18 protein-coding genes and 2 tRNA genes are annotated in these 20,342 nt (G+C 62.6%); 16 read left to right on the top strand and 4 right to left on the bottom strand.

Going from position 1 to position 20,342, the window contains the following annotated elements:
* The first annotated feature begins 60 nt into the window (after nt 1-60).
* The 16 genes from ABE528_RS21200 (at nt 61) to ABE528_RS21275 (ending at nt 17,200) form a co-directional block, all read left to right on the top strand.
* On the top strand, nt 61-921 hold the full coding sequence (locus ABE528_RS21200; RefSeq protein WP_346653995.1) for an NAD(P)H-hydrate dehydratase: 861 nt from the start codon (nt 61-63) through the stop codon (nt 919-921).
* The gene (tsaE, locus tag ABE528_RS21205) at nt 909-1,382 is read left to right on the top strand and encodes a tRNA (adenosine(37)-N6)-threonylcarbamoyltransferase complex ATPase subunit type 1 TsaE (RefSeq protein ID WP_079229917.1); all 474 of its coding nucleotides are present in this window, start codon (nt 909-911) and stop codon (nt 1,380-1,382) included. The genes ABE528_RS21200 and tsaE overlap by 13 nt, the downstream gene beginning before the upstream one ends.
* Before the next feature lie 11 nt (nt 1,383-1,393).
* A complete protein-coding gene (locus tag ABE528_RS21210) occupies nt 1,394-2,824 on the top strand; it encodes an N-acetylmuramoyl-L-alanine amidase (RefSeq protein ID WP_152958524.1) in 1,431 nt (476 codons plus the stop codon).
* Nucleotides 2,821-4,710 carry a DNA mismatch repair endonuclease MutL gene (gene mutL / locus ABE528_RS21215; protein ID WP_152958522.1) on the top strand — a complete coding sequence of 630 codons (1,890 nt, stop codon included), beginning with the start codon at nt 2,821-2,823 and terminating at the stop codon, nt 4,708-4,710. Before ABE528_RS21210 ends, mutL begins: the two co-directional genes overlap by 4 nt.
* A 1-nt stretch (nt 4,711) precedes the next feature.
* Nucleotides 4,712-5,683: a tRNA (adenosine(37)-N6)-dimethylallyltransferase MiaA gene (gene miaA / locus ABE528_RS21220; RefSeq protein ID WP_152958520.1), complete on the top strand. Its 972-nt coding sequence runs from the start codon at nt 4,712-4,714 to the stop codon at nt 5,681-5,683.
* Between the two features lie 95 nt (nt 5,684-5,778).
* Entirely contained in the window at nt 5,779-6,039 is a 261-nt protein-coding gene (gene hfq, locus ABE528_RS21225) for an RNA chaperone Hfq (RefSeq protein WP_060510654.1), read from the top strand.
* Between the two features lie 12 nt (nt 6,040-6,051).
* Nucleotides 6,052-7,353: a ribosome rescue GTPase HflX gene (hflX, locus tag ABE528_RS21230; RefSeq protein ID WP_060510652.1), complete on the top strand. Its 1,302-nt coding sequence runs from the start codon at nt 6,052-6,054 to the stop codon at nt 7,351-7,353.
* A 96-nt stretch (nt 7,354-7,449) separates the two neighbouring features.
* A complete protein-coding gene (gene hflK / locus ABE528_RS21235; RefSeq protein ID WP_152958517.1) occupies nt 7,450-8,628 on the top strand; it encodes an FtsH protease activity modulator HflK in 1,179 nt (392 codons plus the stop codon).
* Nucleotides 8,628-9,497 carry a protease modulator HflC gene (gene hflC / locus ABE528_RS21240; RefSeq protein WP_152958515.1) on the top strand — a complete coding sequence of 290 codons (870 nt, stop codon included), beginning with the start codon at nt 8,628-8,630 and terminating at the stop codon, nt 9,495-9,497. The genes hflK and hflC overlap by 1 nt, the downstream gene beginning before the upstream one ends.
* Nucleotides 9,498-9,798: 301 nt before the next feature.
* On the top strand, nt 9,799-10,986 hold the full coding sequence (locus ABE528_RS21245; protein WP_152958513.1) for an ATP phosphoribosyltransferase regulatory subunit: 1,188 nt from the start codon (nt 9,799-9,801) through the stop codon (nt 10,984-10,986).
* A 56-nt stretch (nt 10,987-11,042) separates the two neighbouring features.
* The gene (locus tag ABE528_RS21250) at nt 11,043-12,335 is read left to right on the top strand and encodes an adenylosuccinate synthase (RefSeq protein WP_003249542.1); all 1,293 of its coding nucleotides are present in this window, start codon (nt 11,043-11,045) and stop codon (nt 12,333-12,335) included.
* Nucleotides 12,336-12,518: 183 nt separating this feature from the next.
* Entirely contained in the window at nt 12,519-14,453 is a 1,935-nt protein-coding gene (locus ABE528_RS21255; RefSeq protein WP_346653996.1) for a methyl-accepting chemotaxis protein, read from the top strand.
* Between the two features lie 183 nt (nt 14,454-14,636).
* Nucleotides 14,637-15,128, top strand: a complete 492-nt coding sequence (locus ABE528_RS21260) for a DUF2867 domain-containing protein (protein WP_346653997.1) — start codon at nt 14,637-14,639, stop codon at nt 15,126-15,128.
* Between the two features lie 231 nt (nt 15,129-15,359).
* Entirely contained in the window at nt 15,360-15,848 is a 489-nt protein-coding gene (locus ABE528_RS21265; protein WP_152958509.1) for a type VI secretion system tube protein Hcp, read from the top strand.
* Between the two features lie 9 nt (nt 15,849-15,857).
* Entirely contained in the window at nt 15,858-16,829 is a 972-nt protein-coding gene (locus ABE528_RS21270; protein WP_152958507.1) for a hypothetical protein, read from the top strand.
* Nucleotides 16,826-17,200, top strand: coding sequence for a hypothetical protein (locus ABE528_RS21275; protein WP_152958505.1), 375 nt, complete (start codon nt 16,826-16,828; stop codon nt 17,198-17,200). Before ABE528_RS21270 ends, ABE528_RS21275 begins: the two co-directional genes overlap by 4 nt.
* A gap of 50 nt (nt 17,201-17,250) precedes the next feature.
* Here the strand turns inward: ABE528_RS21275 and ABE528_RS21280 are convergent, their stop codons facing one another.
* The 4 genes from ABE528_RS21280 to ABE528_RS21295 all read right to left on the bottom strand — a co-directional run bounded on the left by ABE528_RS21280 (nt 17,251) and on the right by ABE528_RS21295 (nt 20,280).
* Nucleotides 17,251-18,816 carry an iron ABC transporter permease gene (locus ABE528_RS21280; protein ID WP_346653998.1) on the bottom strand — a complete coding sequence of 522 codons (1,566 nt, stop codon included), beginning with the start codon at nt 18,814-18,816 and terminating at the stop codon, nt 17,251-17,253.
* The gene (locus tag ABE528_RS21285; protein ID WP_346653999.1) at nt 18,816-19,829 is read right to left on the bottom strand and encodes an extracellular solute-binding protein; all 1,014 of its coding nucleotides are present in this window, start codon (nt 19,827-19,829) and stop codon (nt 18,816-18,818) included. The genes ABE528_RS21280 and ABE528_RS21285 overlap by 1 nt, the downstream gene beginning before the upstream one ends.
* A gap of 189 nt (nt 19,830-20,018) precedes the next feature.
* Nucleotides 20,019-20,105: transfer RNA gene (locus ABE528_RS21290), tRNA-Leu, on the bottom strand.
* Nucleotides 20,106-20,193: 88 nt separating this feature from the next.
* A tRNA-Leu gene (locus tag ABE528_RS21295) sits at nt 20,194-20,280 on the bottom strand.
* Nucleotides 20,281-20,342 lie beyond the last annotated feature (62 nt).

Here is a 20,342-nt window from a genome sequence, read left to right on the forward strand (position 1 = left end):
GGGCAGGCAATACGGGCTCAGGTGCGTATAATTCTGCCAGACATTGGAGCCTTTGACCCCATGCCGCAGACCAAACACCCCAGCAATGCCCCGCAACTGATCAGCAGCGTGACCGTTGCACGCCTGTCGGCACGACACGCGCATGCCCATAAAGGCGACTTTGGCCATGTGCTGGTCGTCGGTGGCGACCTGGGCACCGGTGGCGCCGTCCTGCTCAGTGCCGAGGCTGCGCTGCGCTGCGGTGCCGGGCTGGTCAGCGTGGCGACACGCCCGGAGCACGTCGTGGCCGGGCTGGCGCGCATGCCGGAAGCCATGTGCCTGGGGGTCGAGTCGGCCAATCAGGTGATCGGTGTGCTGGAGCGTGCCTCGGTGCTGGTGGTGGGGCCCGGCCTGGGGCAGGCCGCCTGGGGCCGCAGCCTGTTGTCCGCGGTGGCTAATGCCGAGCGCCCGCAGGTGTGGGATGCCGACGCACTGAACCTGCTGGCACGCACGCCACTGGCGCTGCCCAGTGGCAGCATCCTCACCCCGCACCCGGGGGAGGCGGCTCGGCTGCTAGGCATATCCACCGAGGCCGTGCAGGCTGATCGCCCAGGTGCGGCGCGCAAGCTGGCTCGCCGCTATGCCAGCGTCTGCGTGCTCAAGGGCGCCGGTACCCTGGTGGCGGACCCGACCGGCCAGCTGGCGCTGTGCGAGCGCGGCCATCCGGCGATGGCCGGTGCAGGGCTGGGTGACGTGCTGACCGGCGTGCTGGCGGCGTTGCTGGCCCAGGGGCTGGACGCCTGGAGCGCGGCAGGCCTGGGCGTATGGCTGCATGCCTGTGCAGGGGAGCGCCTTGGCGTCAAAGGTAGAGGCCTGGCAGCCAGTGATCTGGCGCCGGTCATTCGTGAGTTGTTGGAGGAGCATTCTGCGTGTCTGGCTTAACCCTGTTTCTGGCCGATGAAGCGGCCACGGTCGATTTCGGCGCAAAACTGGCCGAGGTGACCGGCGGTCGTGGCGTGATTTTTCTCGAAGGCGACCTGGGCGCGGGCAAGACCACGCTCTCGCGTGGCCTGATCCGTGGCCTGGGCCATACTGGTGCAGTGAAAAGTCCGACTTTCACCGTGGTAGAACCCTACGAAATCGGTGACGTGCGCGCCTTCCATTTCGACCTGTATCGCCTGGTCGACCCGGAAGAGCTGGAGTTCATGGGGATTCGTGACTATTTCGAGGGCGATCCGCTGTGTCTGTTCGAATGGCCACAAAAGGGTGCGGGCGTTTTGCCAAAGCCCGACCTGACCATTACCATAAGCCCCCAAGCGGGCGGCCGCTCGCTTGACCTTACGCCGCAGGGGGCTCGCGGCGAGGCCTGGTGCACTGCACTGGCCGAACACTATAAACAGTAAGTGGGGTAGGTATGCGCATACGCGCACTGGTCGCTGTCGTTGGATTGCTGCTGACAGCGGTGACCGTTGACGCTCTGGCCGTCACTCAAGTCAAGAGCGTGCGCCTGTGGCGCGCGCCGGACAACACGCGGTTGGTCTTCGACCTGTCCGGCCCCGTGCAGCATAGCGTCTTCACCCTCAGTGCACCCGATCGCCTGGTGATCGACATCAATGGCGCGACTTTGGCCGCGCCATTGAACGTGTCGACCGCGAATACGCCGATCAACAGCGTGCGCTCGGCCCAACGTACCCCCACCGACCTGCGCGTGGTAGTCGACCTGAAGAAGTCGGTCACGCCCAAGAGCTTTACCCTGGCGCCCAATGCCCAGTACGGCAACCGCCTGGTGGTCGACCTGTACGACCAGGAGGCCGATGCTGTCGCTGCCACGGCACCGACCCCGCCACCCACGCCAGTGCCGACCCCGGCAACCACGCCAGCCGTACCGGTGAGCCCGGCCCAGCCTGCAATCAAGCTGCCGCCCGTGCCCAGTGGCAAGCGCGACATCGTGGTCGCCATCGACGCCGGCCATGGCGGTGAAGACCCGGGCGCATCCGGCTCGAGCGGCCAGCACGAAAAAGACATCGTGCTGCAGATCGCCAAGGAGCTGCAGCGCCAGATCAACACCGAAAGGGGTTACCGCGCCGAGCTGACCCGTACCGGTGACTACTTCATCCCGCTGCGCAAGCGCACCGAGATCGCTCGCAAGAAGGGTGCCGACCTGTTCATCTCGATCCACGCCGATGCCGCACCGTCGCGCGCTGCCTTTGGCGCCTCGGTGTTCGCCCTGTCCGACCGTGGTGCTACGTCCGAGACTGCGCGCTGGTTGGCCGACACGGAAAACCGTTCCGACCTGATTGGTGGTGCCGGTAACGTCAGCCTCGACGACAAGGACCGCATGCTCGCGGGCGTGCTGCTCGACCTGTCGATGACCGCCACGCTGAGTTCCAGCCTGAACGTCGGGCAAAAGGTGCTCGGCAACATGGGGCGGGTGACGTCGCTGCACAAGCAGCGAGTGGAACAGGCGGGCTTCATGGTACTGAAGTCGCCGGATATCCCGTCGATCCTCGTTGAAACCGGGTTCATCTCGAACAACAACGAAGCCGCCAAGCTGGCCACTGCCAGCCATCAGCAAGCATTGGCGCGTTCGATTCATACCGGCGTGCGCCAGTACTTCCAGCAGAACCCGCCGCCAGGTACCTACGTTGCCTGGCTGCGCGACAGCGGCAAGATCGCCCAGGGCCCGCGTGAGCACACCGTGCGCCCGGGCGAAACCCTGGCTATGCTCGCCGTGCGCTACCAGGTCAGCGTGGCCAGCCTGCGCAGCAGCAACAGCCTCAAGACCGATGAGCTGAAGGTCGGCCAGCACCTCGATATCCCCGCTACCACGCTGGCTTCGCAATGAGTGGTGGTTCGCGCATCCAGCTGCTAAGCCCGCGGCTGGCTAACCAGATTGCCGCCGGCGAGGTGGTTGAACGCCCGGCTTCGGTGGCCAAGGAACTGTTGGAAAACAGCCTGGACTCCGGGGCCCGGCGCATCGATGTGGAAGTCGAGCAGGGCGGTGTGAAGCTGCTGCGGGTACGTGACGATGGCAGTGGCATTTCCGCCGATGACCTGCCGCTGGCCCTGGCCCGTCACGCCACCAGCAAGATTCGCGAGCTGGAAGACCTTGAAGGTGTGTTGAGCCTGGGCTTCCGGGGCGAGGCGCTGGCATCGATCAGCTCGGTGGCGCGCCTGACCCTGACTTCGCGCACTGCCAGCGCTGGCGAGGCCTGGCAGGTCGAGACTGAAGGCCGTGACATGACCCCGCGCGTGCAGCCTGCCGCGCACCCGGTCGGCACGTCGGTGGAAGTGCGCGACCTGTTCTTCAATACCCCGGCCCGGCGCAAGTTCCTCAAGGCCGAAAAGACCGAATTCGATCACCTGCAGGAAGTCATCCGTCGCCTGGCCCTGGCCCGCTTCGATGTCGGCTTCCACCTGCGCCACAACGGCAAGAGCATCCTCAGCCTGCATGAGGCTCACGATGAAACTGCCCGTGCGCGGCGGGTCGGCGCCATCTGTGGCCCAGGCTTCATGGAGCAGGCGCTGCCAATCGACGTCGAGCGCAATGGCCTGAGGCTGTGGGGCTGGGTCGGCCTGCCGACCTTCTCGCGCAGCCAGGCCGACTTGCAGTACTTCTTCGTCAATGGCCGTGCAGTGCGCGACAAGCTGGTCGCCCACGCTGTGCGTCAGGCCTATCGCGACGTCCTGTTCAACGGCCGGCACCCGACCTTCGTGCTGTTCCTTGAGCTTGAGCCGAATGGCGTCGACGTCAACGTCCACCCGACCAAGCACGAAGTGCGCTTCCGCGAAGGCCGCTCGGTGCATGATTTCCTCTATGGCACGTTGCACCGCGCGCTGGCTGATGTGCGCCCGGAAGATCAGCTGGCGGCGCCTGCTGCCGTGCCTGAAGTGGTTCGCCCGACTGGCCAGCAGGTCGGTGAGTTTGGCCCGCAGGGTGAAATGCGCCTGGCCTCGCCAGTGCTCGAACAACCGCAGCATTCCATTTCCAATGGCGGCAGTGGCGCCGGCTACCAGTACCAGTACACCCCGCGCCCTTCGCAACCGTTGCCGGCTGCCGAGTCCCAGGCGGTCTACCGCGAGTTCTACAAGCCGCTGAACGAGGGGGCGCCCACCCCTTCGGCGCTGCCGGAAAGCCAGGGCGACATCCCGCCGCTGGGTTATGCCCTGGCCCAGCTCAAGGGCATCTACATCCTCGCCGAGAATGCCGTCGGCCTGGTGCTGGTGGACATGCACGCGGCCCACGAGCGCATCATGTACGAGCGCCTCAAGGTGGCCATGGCCAGCGAAGGCCTCAGCGGCCAGCCGCTGCTGGTGCCGGAAACCCTGGCGCTGAGCCAGCGCGAGGCGGATTGCGCCGAGGAGCACGGCCAGTGGTTCCAGCGCCTGGGCTTCGAGCTGCAGCGCCTGGGGCCAGAGACGCTGGCGATCCGCCAGATTCCGGCACTGCTCAAGCAGGCTGAGGCCAACCGCCTGGTCCAGGACGTGCTCGCCGACCTGATGGAATATGGCACCAGCGACCGGATCCAGGCGCACCTCAACGAACTGCTCGGTACCATGGCCTGCCACGGCGCCGTACGCGCCAACCGGCGCCTGGCCATTCCCGAGATGAACGCCCTGCTGCGCGACATGGAAAACACCGAGCGCAGCGGCCAGTGCAACCACGGCCGTCCGACCTGGACCCAGATGGGCCTGGACGACCTGGACAAACTCTTCCTGCGCGGTCGATGACATGAGCGGCAAACCCCCTGCGATATTCCTCATGGGCCCGACGGCGGCCGGCAAGACCGACCTCGCCATCGAGCTGACCAAGGTCCTGCCTTGCGAGCTGATCAGCGTCGATTCGGCGCTGGTGTATCGCGGCCTGGACATTGGTTCGGCCAAGCCCTCCAAAGAGATTCTGGCGGCTTACCCGCACCGGCTCATCGATATCCGCGACCCGGCCGAGAGCTACTCGGCCGCGCAATTTCGCGCTGATGCCCTGGAAGCGATGGCCGATATCACCGCGCGCGGCAAGATACCGCTGCTGGTCGGCGGCACCATGCTTTATTACAAGGCATTGATCGAGGGCCTGGCAGACATGCCGGCGGCGGATGCGGCGGTGCGCGCAGAGCTTGAGGCCCAGGCCGAGGCGCTGGGCCTGGCCGAATTGCACCGGCAACTGGCAGAGGTTGACCCGGAGTCGGCGGCGCGCATTCACCCCAACGACCCGCAGCGGCTGATCCGCGCGCTGGAAGTCTACCGGGTGAGTGGCGAGAGCATGACAGCCCATCGGCAACGTCAATTCGCGGAAAGTAGCGGCGCAGACGCAGGCGCTGGCGGGCATTTGCCCTATACTGTCGCGAGTTTGGCGATTGCGCCTGCGGATCGTCACATTTTGCACAAGCGAATTGCGCTACGATTTTCGCAGATGCTGGAACAGGGCTTCGTCGACGAGGTCCGATCGCTGCGAGCCAGAAGTGACTTGCACGCCGGACTGCCGTCTATACGGGCAGTGGGTTATCGACAGGTCTGGGACTACCTCGACGGCAAGCTGACTGAGAATGAGATGCGAGAACGCGGTATCATTGCCACTCGACAGCTGGCCAAGCGGCAGTTCACCTGGTTGCGCGGCTGGCCTGACGTGCATTGGCTTGACAGCCTGGCCTGCGACAATCTGTCCCGCACCTTGAAATACCTTGGGGCCGTCTCCATATTGAGCTGAGTCCCTGCTGATAGCCGTCTATTCTTGCGAAGGGGCGGCCTGACTTATCAATTTTTCTGATTTTCTAATTATTTATCCTTACAGGAGTGCGGCATATGTCAAAAGGGCATTCGCTACAAGACCCTTACTTGAACCAACTGAGAAAAGAAAAGGTCCCGGTATCGATCTATCTGGTTAACGGGATCAAGCTGCAGGGCTCGATCGAATCCTTCGACCAGTTCGTGGTACTGCTGAAGAACACCGTCAGCCAGATGGTTTACAAGCACGCCATTTCGACCGTAGTTCCGGCCCGTCCGGTCCGCCTGCCAAGCCCGACCGACGGCGAGCACGGCGACAGCGAGCCAGGCAACGCCTGATAGGAGCCTGCATTGTTCTTTGAGCGCCACGGTGGTGGTGAGCGGGCGCTGCTCGTTCACTTGGAAGGTCAGAACCCTGAGGCGCGCGAAGACCCGCAGGAGTTTCAGGAACTGGCACTGTCGGCCGGAGCCGACATCGTCTCGTTGGCCACGGTAGCCAGGCATCAGCCTACGGCCAAATACCTGATTGGCAGCGGCAAGGTCGAGGAATTGCGCGACCTGGTCAAAGCCGAACAGGTAGACCTGGTGATTTTCAATCACACCCTCACGCCCAGTCAGGAGCGCAACCTCGAGCGAGTCTTCGAGTGTCGTGTGCTTGACCGTACCGGGCTGATCCTCGACATCTTCGCCCAGCGGGCGCGTACCCATGAAGGCAAGCTGCAGGTCGAACTGGCCCAGCTCGACCACATGAGCACGCGGCTGGTGCGCGGCTGGACCCACCTTGAGCGGCAGAAGGGTGGTATCGGCCTGCGCGGCCCGGGTGAAACCCAGCTGGAGACCGACCGCCGTCTGCTGCGGGTACGCATCCGCCAGATCAAGGGGCGCCTGGAAAAGGTGCGCAGCCAGCGTGAGCAGGCCCGTCGTGGCCGCAAGCGCGCGGATATCCCTTCGGTTTCGTTGGTCGGCTATACCAACGCCGGCAAGTCCACACTGTTCAATGCCCTGACCGAATCCGAGGTGTACGCGGCCGATCAGTTGTTCGCCACGCTCGACCCGACCCTGCGCCGGCTCGAACTGGCCGACCTGGGCCCGATCGTGCTGGCCGACACCGTGGGCTTCATTCGTCACCTGCCGCACAAGCTGGTCGAGGCATTTCGGGCTACGCTCGAAGAATCGAGCAACTCGGACCTGCTGCTGCATGTGATCGATGCCCATGAGCCAGAGCGCATGGAGCAGATCGAGCAAGTGCTGGCCGTGTTGGGTGAGATCGGTGCCGAAGGCTTGCCGATCCTCGAGGTCTATAACAAACTCGACCTGCTTGAAGATGTCGAGCCGCAGATTCAGCGCGATGCCGATGGCAAGCCGCAGCGGGTCTGGGTGTCGGCACGAGATGGACGTGGCCTGGAGCTTGTCGGCCAGGCGATTGCCGAGTTGTTGGGGGATGATCTGTTTGTCGGCACCCTGTGCCTGGAGCAGCGTTTTGCCCGCTTGCGCGCGCAATTCTTTGCCCTGGGTGCCGTGCGAAGTGAAGAGCATGACGAAGAAGGGCGCAGCCTGCTGAGTGTTCGCCTGCCCAGGGTCGAGTTGAATCGCCTGGTCAGTCGTGAGGGCATGGAGCCGCAAGTGTTTGTCGAGCAACACACTTTGCAATAAATGCCCGGTGAGGTCGCCGGGCAGCAGTGGCAGGCATTCTGTAGCATTGGACGGCGCGCCGTGGGCGCGTCTTTGCTTTATCAGATGGAGAGCGCTATGGCTTGGAACGAGCCGGGTGGCAACTCGAACAATCAGGATCCCTGGGGCGGCCGTCGCGGTGGCGGCGGTGGTGGCGACAAGAAGGGTCCGCCGGATCTGGACGAGGCCTTCCGCAAGCTGCAGGACAGCCTGAACGGCATGTTCGGCAGTGGCAAGAAACGTGGCGGCGGTGACCGCAATGTCGGCAAGGGTGGCGGCTACGGCCTGCTGGGCATCGGCCTGGCGGTGCTCGCTGCAATCTGGCTGTACAGCGCCGTGTACGTGGTCGACGAGCAGGAGCAAGCCGTAGTGCTGCGCTTCGGCAAGTACTATGAGACGGTCGGTCCCGGCCTGAACATCTACTTCCCGCCAATCGATCGCAAGTACATGGAAAACGTCACGCGCGAGCGTGCCTACACCAAGCAGGGGCAGATGCTCACCGAAGACGAGAACATCGTCGAGGTGCCGCTGACCGTCCAGTACAAGATCAGCAACCTGCAGGACTTCGTGCTCAACGTCGACCAGCCTGAGGTCAGCTTGCAGCATGCGACCGACAGTGCCCTGCGCCACGTGGTGGGTTCCACCTCGATGGACCAGGTGCTGACCGAGGGTCGTGAGCAGATGGCCGTGGATATCCGCGAGCGCCTGCAGCGCTTCCTCGACAACTACCGCACCGGTATCACCGTCACCCAGGTCAACGTACAGAGCGCGGCAGCCCCGCGTGAAGTGCAGGAAGCCTTTGACGACGTGATTCGCGCCCGTGAAGACGAGCAGCGTGCCCGCAACCAGGCCGAGTCCTACGCCAATGGCGTGGTGCCGGAAGCCCGCGGTCAGGCCCAGCGCATCATCGAGGACGCCAACGGTTACCGCGACGAAGTCATCGCCCGCGCCAAGGGTGAGGCCGACCGCTTCACCAAGCTGGTCGCCGAGTACCGCAAGGCCCCTGACGTGACCCGTCAGCGCCTGTACCTGGAGACCATGCAAGAGGTCTACAGCAACACCAGCAAGGTCCTGGTCACGGCCAAGGACGGGCAGAACAACCTGCTCTACCTGCCGCTGGACAAGATGGTCGAAGGCAGCCGCAACGCTTCCGCGCCAAGCACCAGCGTCAGCCCCTCGGTCAACGATGCGGCCGCGCGTGCCGCGCAGGACCTGCAACAGCAACAGCAGCCACTGCGCACTAGGGAGAGCCGCTGATGAGCAACCGATCGCTGATCGCCCTGATCGCCGCCGTGGTTCTGGCCATTGTGGCCTGGAACAGCTTCTACATCGTGTCCCAGACCGAGCGTGCGGTACTGCTGCGCTTTGGTAAGGTGGTCCAGGCGGATGTCCAGCCGGGCCTGCACGTGAAGATTCCGTACGTGAACCAGGTACGCAAGTTCGACGCACGCCTGATGACCCTCGACGCCCCGACCCAGCGGTTCCTGACCCTGGAGAAGAAAGCGGTGATGGTCGACGCCTACGCCAAGTGGCGCGTCAAGGATGCCGAGCGCTTCTACACCGCCACTTCCGGCATGAAGCAGATCGCCGACGAGCGTCTGTCGCGTCGCCTGGAAAGCGGCCTGCGTGACCAGTTCGGTAAACGTACCCTGCACGAGGTGGTTTCCGGTGAACGTGACGCGCTGATGGCTGACATCACCGCATCGCTGAACCGCATGGCCAGCAAGGAGCTGGGTATCGAGGTGGTCGACGTGCGCGTCAAGGCCATCGACCTGCCGAAGGAAGTCAACCGCAGCGTGTTCGACCGCATGAGCACCGAGCGTGAGCGTGAAGCCCGCGAGCACCGCGCCAAAGGTAACGAGTTGGCCGAAGGTATTCGCGCCGATGCCGACCGTCAGCGCCGTGTACTGCTGGCCGAAGCCTACCGCGAAGCGGAAGAGACCCGCGGTGACGGCGACGCCCAGTCGGCCGCCATCTACGCCAAGGCCTACACTCAGGACGCCGATTTCTACGCGTTCTACCGTAGCCTGCAGGCTTACCGCGACAGCTTCTCGAGCAAGAACGACGTGCTGGTACTGGACGCGAAGAACGAGTTCTTCCGCTTCCTGGACAAGAGCAAGCCGTGATGCTCAGGCCCTGATCTTCATGCAGCAGCGCCCCGCCTGGCAGCTAAAACACCAGGCGGGGTGCATCCTGAATGAAAAGGGGTGTATGATGAGGCAGCCGGGAAATTTCCCGGCTTTTTTGCGTCTGCAAGGTTGATTGGCAAAGCGCCAGTTGACGGTTTGGTCAGGTCGCAAGGCAATTTGAGGGTATCGGGTACGGTGGCTGCGCTGGGATCAGTGCTGCCCGCTGCTGTGCGCGATACCGGCTTTACTGACGGCTCGCCAGCTGGCAAGCCGCCCGGACCAGAGGGGAAATGGCGTAATGGCAACGGTAGACCGCTGGCTGCTGCCAGATGGCATCGAGGAAGTACTGCCACCTGAGGCTGCGCGTATCGAGATCGCGCGCCGCCAGGTGTTGGACCTGTTCCAGAGTTGGGGCTATGAGCTGGTCGTCACCCCGCATATCGAGTACTTGGAGTCGCTGCTCACCGGCGCCGGCCAGGACCTGGATCAGCGCACCTTCAAGGTGGTCGACCCGCAGTCGGGCCGCCTGATGGGCTTCCGCGCCGACTTCACCCCGCAGGTGGCGCGCATCGACGCCCACACCCTGCGCCGTGAAGGCCCGAGCCGCCTGTGCTACGCCGGCAGCGTGCTGCACGCCCAGCCGCGTGCCCTGTCCACCTCGCGCAGCCCGATTCAGCTGGGTGCCGAGCTGTACGGCGATGCCAGCCCGAGCAGCGACGTCGAGGTCATCAGCCTGATGCTCGCCACGCTGCAACTGACCGATGTGCCAGATGTGCACATGGACCTTGGCCATGTCGGTATCTACCGCGGCCTGGCCCGTGCCGCCGGCCTGTCGGGCGCGGTCGAGCAGCAGCTGTTCGACGCTTTGCAGCGCAAGTCCGTCGACGAAGTACAGGCACTGACCGCCGACCTGCCGAAGGACCTGGGCAACATGCTGCGCGCCCTGGTCGAACTGTGCGGTGGCCGTGAAGTACTGGCCGAAGCCCGTGTGCGCCTGGGCCGTGCCCCGGCCAGCGTACTGGCGGCGCTCGACGACCTGCTGGCGATCGCCGATCGCCTGGCGTCGCGCTACCCGGACCTGCCGCTGTACTTCGACCTCGGCGAGCTGCGCGGCTACAACTACCACACCGGCGTGGTGTTCGCCGTGTTCGTGCCGGGCGAAGGTCAATCGATCGCCCAGGGCGGCCGCTATGACGACATCGGCGCCGACTTTGGCCGGGCACGCCCGGCCACCGGTTTCTCCACGGATTTGAAGACCCTGGTCACACTGGGGCGAGCGGAGGTCGTATTGCCAACTGGCGGCATCTGGATGCCGGACAGTGGCGACGCGGCCCTCTGGCAGCAGGTCTGCCAGTTGCGCAACGAGGGCCAGCGTGTGGTCCAGGCTCTGCCTGGCCAGCCGTTGAGTGCTGCTCTCGAGGCGGATTGTGATCGGCAATTGATTCAGCAAGACGGGCGCTGGCAGGTTCTGCCGCTGGCCCAGTGAGTTTCTGCGTCGGCAGTAGGCCGGCAACCAAGTTTGCGTGAATGAGGACCAATGTAATGGGTAAGAATGTCGTCGTCCTGGGCACCCAGTGGGGTGATGAGGGCAAAGGCAAGATCGTCGATCTGCTGACCGAACATGCTGCCGCCGTAGTGCGCTACCAAGGTGGCCACAACGCGGGCCACACCCTGGTGATCAACGGTGAGAAAACCGTTCTGCACCTGATTCCCTCGGGCATCCTGCGTGAAGGCGTACAGTGCCTGATCGGCAACGGCGTGGTCGTTGCTCCGGACGCCTTGATGCGTGAAATCACCAAGCTGGAAGAGAAAGGCGTACCGGTGCGCGAGCGCCTGCGCATCTCCCCGGCTGCGCCGCTGATCCTGTCGTACCACGTGGCCCTGGACCAGGCCCGTGAAAAAGCCCGTGGCGAAGCCAAGATCGGCACCACCGGCCGCGGCATTGGCCCAGCCTACGAAGACAAGGTCGCACGCCGCGGCCTGCGCGTTGGCGACCTGTTCCACCGTGAGCGTTTCGCCGCCAAGCTGGGTGAGCTGCTGGACTACCACAACTTCCAGCTGGTGAACTACTACAAAGAGCCGGCCATCGACTTCCAGCAGACCCTGGACGAGTGCATGGCCTACGCCGAACAGCTCAAGCCGATGATGCTCGACGTCACCGCCGAGCTGCACAACCTGCGTCGCGCTGGCAAGGACATCATGTTCGAAGGCGCCCAGGGCTCGCTGCTGGACATCGACCACGGTACCTACCCGTACGTCACCAGCTCCAACACCACCGCTGGTGGCATCTCCACCGGTTCCGGCGTTGGCCCGATGTACCTGGACTACATCCTGGGCATCACCAAGGCCTACACCACTCGCGTGGGTTCCGGTCCATTCCCGACCGAACTGTTCGACGAAACCGGCGCCACGCTGGCCAAGCGTGGCCACGAGTTCGGTTCGACCACCGGCCGTGCCCGTCGTTGCGGCTGGTTCGATGCCGTCATCCTGCGTCGCGCCATCGACGTCAACAGCATCTCGGGCATCTGCCTGACCAAGCTGGACGTGCTGGACGGCCTGGAAACCATCAACATCTGCGTTGGCTACAAGAACGAGAACGGTGCCGTCATCGACGCCCCTTCCGATGCCGACAGCTACATCGGCCTGGAGCCGGTGTACGAAGAGATGCCAGGCTGGAGCGAGTCGACCCTGGGCGTGAAAACCCTGGAAGAGCTGCCGCAAGCTGCGCGTGACTACATCAAGCGTATCGAAGAGCTGGTAGGCGCGCCGATCGACATCATTTCGACCGGCCCGGACCGCAACGAGACCATCGTCCTGCGTCATCCGTTCGCCTGATCTGCCCTCCAGGCTGATCTGACGCCGCGGTCCTGAAAAGGATCGCGGCGTTTTCATTTGTGGCGCAGGCTTGGTTGCTAGACCTTGGCGCTTATCCCTGCTGTGTACGGCACAACCCTTGCTGTAAGAAGTTTCTGTAGATGCCATCAAAATAGTGGCGCCAGAAAACACGAGGGTTACACCGTGTCTGCCATCCTTTCACTGTTACGAAGCCGCCTATTGCGGCCTGTGTTTGTTGCCCTTGGTATCGCCCTTTTGGTGCAGGTGCTGGTTGCTGTTGCGCTGACCCGTAGCACCGTGACGGCCTTGGAGGCTGACCTGGGTGAGCGCCTGGGCAAAGACAGCCGCCAGCTCGCTGGTGAGCTGGAGCAGGCCGGGCAGGACGTGCGCGGGGGCCTTGATAGTCTTTCCAGCAGCACCCGCCAGCGTCTGAGTGCGGGCCTGTCCACCCGGCTGCAGGATGAACAGCAGCAGTTGCGCGCCACCCTGGAGAAAAATCTCAAGGACTCGGCCAACGACATGGCCGAGCTGCTGGCTTCGGTCGCCCCGCGGGCGATCTGGGACAACGATGTACCGATGCTCTCCGACTTCGCCCGTCGGGCCCAGCGCAACCCCAACGTGCTGTTCGTGATCTATGACGATGCCCAGGGCCAGCACCTGACCCGCTACTTGAACCGGCAGAACCCGATCAACCAGGCGCTGATCGAGAAGGGGCAGGGCGAGCGGGCGCTGGACAAGGTGCTCGACGCCGCGCGTCGCGACCCGTCGGTGTACTTCGTCGAAGCGTCGATCAACCCCAATGGTGCCGAGATCGGCAAAGTCCTGATGGGGGTTTCCACGGCCGGCGTTGACCAAGCGCTCAAGGCCCTCGACCAGCGCTTCAGCGCCCTGATCGCCAGCGGTGAGCAGCTGGTTGGCGATAGCCTGGGCGCGGCGGCCGCCGACAGTGGCAAGGCCCTGCGCGAGCGCCTGGAGACCGCACAGGCCAGCGCCACCGCTATGCAGGCCAACACGGCACAGACCGTGCGCGATGCGGCTGCCGAACTGCGCTGGCGGATTGGCCTGGGCCTGGTGGTGGTTGGCCTGGGTGTTCTTCTGGTGGTCGCCGTAGTGCTAGGCCGCCGCGTGCTCAGCAAGCTGCGCCTGCTGATCGCCGCGCTCAACGACCTTGCCGCTGGCGAAGGCGACCTGACCAAGCGCGTGACCCTCGACAGCCGCGACGAGATCGGCGACATGGCTTCGGCGGTCAACCGCTTCGTCGACAAGTTGCAGCCCATCGTCCGCGAGGCTGGCGAAGTGGCCCAGCGTACCGGGGTCGAGATCGGTGCCATGGCCCAGCGCAACGCCGGTGCCGATGCCGCAGCGGCGTTGCAGCGTGATGAAGTGGCCGCCAGCCTGCGCGACCTGTCGAGCATGGCTGATGAGGCCCAGGCTGAAAGCCATGCCATGCAGGCAGCGTTGCAGCAGGTAGTGGACATTCGCCAGGCGACCGATGAGAACAGCCGTTCCTCGACGCAACTGGCGAGCCTGATCGAGAACCTGGCCGGGCAGGTGGAGACCGGCTCGCAGGTGATCGAGCGCTTGGCCAAGCAAAGTGAACAGATCGAAGTGGTGCTGACCGTCATCCATGGCATTGCCGAACAGACCAACCTGCTGGCGCTCAACGCCGCAATCGAAGCCGCACGCGCTGGCGAGACTGGTCGTGGGTTTGCCGTAGTGGCCGATGAGGTACGGGCGCTGGCGAGCAAGACCCAGAGCTCTACCGGCGACATTCAGGCGCACATTGCCGCGCTGCAGAAAGGTGCCAAGGAAGCGGTGGCGACCATCAGCCAGGCCGGGCTCAAGGCCAGTGAAGGGTTGTTGGTGCTGCGTGACAACGAGCGTCGTCAGCAATCGGTGCAGGCGGCCGTGGAGCAGGTGCATGCGGCCATCGGCCTGGCCACCCGTGCTGCTGAGCAGCAAGCCCATGGCGCCCAGGCGGTGAGGGGGAGGGTGGAGAACATCCATGCCCAGGCCGAACGCTCGGCCGAGGTGGTGATGCAGACCACGGCCAGCAGCAAGGTGCTGGATGATCTGGCGGCCCAGTTGCGTGCCAGTCTCGGTCAGTTCCGGGCTTGAAGCTTGCGCAGTCCATTAATAGGAGCGGCCTTGTGCCGCGAAAGGGCCGCAAAGCGGCCCCGGCAATTTCAGCGTTGAAGCAGAAATCCCAGGGCTGCTGCGCAGCCCTTTCGCGACACAAGGCGCTCCTGCAGCGAGCCATGTTGCTATGCTGTCGGCGACACATGACAAAGGGAGTTGCTCATGTCCGCCCAACTGGTCGCCGCCCAGGCCGAACTGAATTTCCTGCACAGTGACAGCGTGCAGCTCACTGCCCCGATGACCGCCCTGCAAGCCTACTGCGCCATGACTTCGAACGTCCCCGGCTGGCTCGCCAGGGCCTTCCGCATCCGCGACTTCATCTCACGCCGTTTCAATGTCGCCGATATCCACGGCTTCAGTCGCCGCGATCCAGCGCATGTGCCAGCCGTCGGCGAGCACCTGGACTTCTTCACCGTCGAGGCCATCAGCGACCAGCAACTGGTGCTGACGTCGCGCGATACGCACTTGGCGGTGATGGTCTGTATGGATGTGTCGACAGGGGAGTGCAGCCTCCCGCAGTTGAAAGTGACCACATCGGTAAAGTGTTTCAACACCTTTGGCCGTTTGTACATGGTGCCGGTAGGAAGGGTTCATGGAGTGATCGTGCGGCGGATGCTGGGCAACCTGCAAGGCCATCGTTTCAAGCATCGGTAAGCAACATACTTTTACCTCATAAATCAGAATTTTTACCCGATCTTGTAGGCAATTTCCCAAGTTTGCTTATGGGCGTGCGTGCTATTGCCTGGCTTGGCACAGGGAACTAGTGTCAACCGGGCCTCGAGGTGACGGTGCTGATCCGCCGTCTGCTTTTCAGGCACAACCGCAAGACGACAATGCGAGAGCTCTATCGTCTTTCAGCCCAAATATTGCCAAGGAGAGGTAAGCATGGCTTTCGATGCTTATATACAAATCACCGAAATTGCTGGCGAAGCACTGGACGAGCAGTTCACCAACTGGATCGAGATTGCTGGCTACAAGTTCGGCGCCAACCAGAGCACCTCTGCCACCGCAAGCTCTGCGGGCGGCGCATCATCAGGCCGTACCACACTCACCAATTTCTCCTTCACCAAGTACCTGGACAGCGCCAGCTGCAAGCTGCTGGAAGCCAGCTGTGCCGGCCAGCACCTGAAGGAAGTGAAGTTGGTGCTGTGCCGTGCGGGTGGCGACAAGCTCAAGTACTTCGAAGTGGTCCTCGAAGAAGTGATCATCGCCGACTACGCCCAGAGCGCCAGCACCGGGGTGCCCATGGAGGTGGTGCAACTGAACTATGGCCGCATCAAGACCACCTACACGCGGCAGAAACGTCTCGATGGCAGCGCCGGTGGCAATGTAACCGGTGGCTGGGATCGCATCAGTAACAAGAAGTATGCGTGAGGTGCGACCATGTCCGAGGCTCGTAGCTACATTAATCCCAAAGCGCAGTCCTATGAGTCACTGAGGGCCGATACACCCATGAACGGGAACCAGCGGGCCAAGTTTGATGTTTTGAATGCGCATATCGTCAACACTGTTGTTTTCCCTGGCGAACTGATAATCGTGGGTGACCCAAGCACACCGTCCTGTACTGCTCATGAGGCATTTCTCATGGGTAAGGCGTTGGGTATACACCTTGATATCGAATTGAACGGCGGTGGGCTTGACGGGTTCCTTCTGGAGAATTTTGAGCTGCTGCAGAGCTTGCTGGCTCGTGGGTCCATCGGCGCTGGTACCGCTAGTGACGCTTGGAGTAAGCATCTTGAAGCGATCAAGAAAACGTTAGAGGAGATAGAACGGCTCCACCGAAATTATTTGCATCAGGGTACGTTGAAAGCTCGTGATGTATTCTACTCGAAACGTACAGCGTTATTTCTGACGTTGGAGGCGCAGCTAGACAGTATGGCTGCGTATGGGGCCGGATTGCGCAATCGGGGTAAAATCAAGCATGCACTGGATATATCCACCAAAAGATTTCTTCACGGTGGTGAGATTAAAGGGTACGCAGAAAAAATATCTGGCGTGGCTAAGGCGGCTAATTGGGTAAAAAAAGGTGCGTATTTGGGGATGGCGCTTGAAGTGGCGTCAACCGAGCTGTCAATTCGTAACGCTTGCGTGCTTGGGCGGGAGGATGAGTGTAAAAAGGCTAAGTATGTCGAGAGGAGTTCGCTAGTCGCGGGTTTGGGGCTAGGAGGAATTGGTGGGAAAGTCGGGGGCGTATTGGGGCCAATAGCTTGTGTTGCCTTAGGCGTTCCCACCGGTGGAACGGCAACTTTCGCATGCGCGGTACTGGGGGGAGCGGCTGGAGGTATTGCTGGGGGTGAGTTTGGCGAGATGTTGGGAGAAAGAGTAGGGGAGATTTTGTACGAGGCAGTGCGATGAGTAACTTGCACCTGGCAGTGCTTGGGGTATTCGCGATTATTTCGCCGTATTTTATGTTTGGTGTATGGATATTCGTTGCACATCGATATCTGGATCGTATCGAATCAGCCTTGTCAAATAGTCGAATGGTGGCTGTAAATAGAGAAATATATTCTCATGCCGGGTTGCTCGGGAAAGTCATGCGGCTAGGGTCAATTTCTGCAATGCTATCTATGAAATATTTTAGCGTTCGAAAGGGTCTATTAGATGGCGATGACCTTGCTAAGGCTCCCGCCGACCTGCAGAAGTTGTTAGTGCGCTTGTGGTCTGTACAAATTTTTCTGATTGCACTGATTGTGCTGTTTTTTGTTTGGATAGAGTACTGGAGGTAAGCTCGTGTGTCGTTCAAAAATCCAGGCTGCTTGCCAGCCTGGATTCGTTCTCAAGCCTTGTTCAGGTACATCCGGGTAGTCAGCAAATACACCGGCAACCCCGAAACCACAATCAGCAACGCCGCATAGGGCGCCGCCGCCGCAAACTCGACGTTGGCGGTATGCGCCCAGACCTCGGTGGCCAGGGTGGTCATGCCAGTCGGGCTGAGCAGCAGGGTAGCGGTAAGCTCCTTCATGGCATCAAGGAACACCAGCGCAAACGCCGCCGCCAGCGCCGGGAAGATGATCGGCAAGGTCACCCGGCAAAACGCTGCAAAGCTGCTGGCGCCCAAAGTGCGGGCTGCTTCTTCGAGTGTCGGCGAAGCCTTGTTCAACGCGGTACGCACCGGCGCCTGGGCCAGCGGCAGGAACAGCAGCGCATAGGCCAGCAGCAACAGCGCGGTGGTCTGGTACAGCGCCGGCACGTAGTGCAGCGAGAACACCACCAGGGTCAGCGCAATCACCAGGCCGGGCAGGGCGTGCAGCAGGTATGGCAGGCGTTCGGCCCAGATTGCCAGGCGGCCTTTGTAGCGCACCACCAGGAAGCTGACCGGCAGCGCCAGCAGCACACAGAAGCCTGCGCCACCCAGCGACACCGACAGCGAAGTCAGCAATGCCTTGCTGATCGCCGCCACCGGGAAGGCGGCCGACGAACCCACGCTCAGCCAGTAACCCAGCATGGCCAGCGGGATGCCGCTGCCGAGAATCGCCAGGCCCAGGCAGAACAGTTGCGCCAACGGCATCCAGCCGCGCAGCCGTACCGGCTGCCCGCGACGTGCCACGCCCTGACCGATGCGCACGTGGCGGGCCTTGCCGCGCACGCGCAGTTCCAGCCACAGCATCAGCAGGCACATCGCCAACAGTACCGCCGACAGCATGGCGGCGTTGGCGTTGCTGAATTCCAGTTCGAACTGCTGGTAGATCGCCGTGGTGAAGGTCTGCAGGCCGAGGATCGACAGCGCGCCGAACTCGACCAGCATGTGCAGGGCGATCAGCAACGCACCGCCCAGCATCGACGGCCAGAGCAGCGGCAGGGTGATCTTGCGGAATACGCCCCAGCGGCTGTAGCCCAAGGTGCGCGCCGACTCTTCAAGCGAAGTGTCGAGGTTGCGCAGGGTCGCCGCCACCGGCAGGAACACCAGCGGGTACTTGGACAGTGCCATGACCAGGATCGCCCCGCCCAAGCCTTCGAAGTCCGAGCTCAGCGATACCCACGTGAAGCTGCTGACAAACGACGGCACGGCGAACGGCAGGCACAGCACCACGCCCCACAGCCGGCGGCCAGGCAGGTTGCTGCGCTCCAGCAGCCAGGCCAGGGCCAGGCCGACCACCATGCACGCCAGCGTCACCCCGGCCATCAGCATCAGGGTATTGCGCATCAGGCCCCAGACGAACGGGCGCCAGAGCAGGTGCAGGGCTTCGCGCCAGCCGGCTTCCCAGGCTTTCATGGCGACGTACAGCAACGGCAGCAAGCTCATCGCCACCAGGAACAGCACAGGCAGCAGCACCCAGATCGAGGGGCGCTTGCGGCGCGGCACGTAACGTACCTGCGCAGGCGTGGACAGGGCGGCAGTCATCAGAGCAGGCCGACCTCGCGTTCAAGCTCGATCGCTTCCTCGGCATTGCCCAGGTCGGCTGGCGAGATCTTCGGCGGGCGCAGCTCTTCGAATGGTTTAAGTCCACGGTCGGAGACCATGCCTTTGTGCAGCGGGTACTCGGCGGTGGTCTGGGTGATCACGCGCTGGCCTTCTTCGCTGGCCATCCAGTTGAGCAGGGCCTGGGCTTCCTTCGGATGCTTGCTGGCCTTGACCGCGGCAGCACCGGAGATGGTCACCAGGTTACCGGCGTCGCCGTCGGCCAGGTAGTAGAGCTTGGAATCGAGCTTGCCGCGCTCGCGCTCCAGGGCGTACCAGTAGTAGTTGTTGACCAGCACCGCAGCGACTTCGCCTTTTTCCACGGCCTTCAGGGCGACCATGTTGTTGGTGTAGGTCTTGCCGAAGGCTTTCAGGCCGGTCAGCCATTCTTCGGTGGCTTCACGCCCGTGCATCTTCAGGATGGCCACAGCCTGTTCCTGGAACGCGCCGCTGGTGGGCACGTAGCCGACGCGGCCTTCCCACTCTGGGCCGGCGAAGTCCATCACGGTGGTCGGCAGGTCTTTCTCGTCAATTTTCTTCGGGTTGTACACCACGACACGGGTACGGGCAGTAACGCCCATCCAGGTGCCGTTGGCGCCCACGTATTCCTTGGGCAGCATGTTCAGCGTGGCGTCGTCGATCTTGGCCAGCAGGCCCAGCTCGCCCAGGTTGTTCAGTGGCGGCGACTCTTCGGTATAGATGATGTCGGCCGGCGAGCGGTCGCCTTCCTCGATGATCTGGCTGGCCAGCTGGTTGCTGCTGCCCTTGCGAATATTGATGTGGATACCGGTCTTGGCCTCGTAGGCCTTGGCGATGGCTTCGCCGATTTCCTTGTGCTGGCCGTTGTACATGGTCAGCGTGACCGGTTCGTCTGCCAGGGCGGCCGGAGCGCCGATCACCAGGCTCAGAACTGCGGCAGCCAGGGTACGCATCAGCGGTTGCGGGCGGATCGTCATGCGGGTACTTCCTCGCTTACGGCTACATATTCGGAAACAATGGTAAACGAAATCGTTTCTCAAGTGGCCGGGTGACGAGAAATTCATCGGCAGACTAACGTGTAATGCCGGGCTTTGGAGGGAGGAGGGAGGGGGGGCAAAAATCGCAGGCAAGAAAAAACCCACTAGCAAGCTAGTGGGTTTTTTGTATGGTGCCCAGGAGAAGACTCGAACTTCCACGACCTTGCGGTCACTGATACCTGAAACCAGCGCGTCTACCAATTCCGCCACCTGGGCAAAGCTTTACATCATCTGGAGAAGGCGACTATCGTTCGCTTTCACACAGTAGTAACAGATCCTTGGTCATCTGTTACTTGAAAATATTTGGTGCCCAGGAGAAGACTCGAACTTCCACGACCTTGCGGTCACTGATACCTGAAACCAGCGCGTCTACCAATTCCGCCACCTGGGCACACATTCGAGATAAAAGATGCTTTACAGCGCCGTTCATCTCTACTACAACTTCGGGCTTGT

The sequence above is a fragment of the Pseudomonas sp. TWI628 genome (genome assembly GCF_039673865.1).
Taxonomy (GTDB): Bacteria; Pseudomonadota; Gammaproteobacteria; order Pseudomonadales; family Pseudomonadaceae; genus Aquipseudomonas.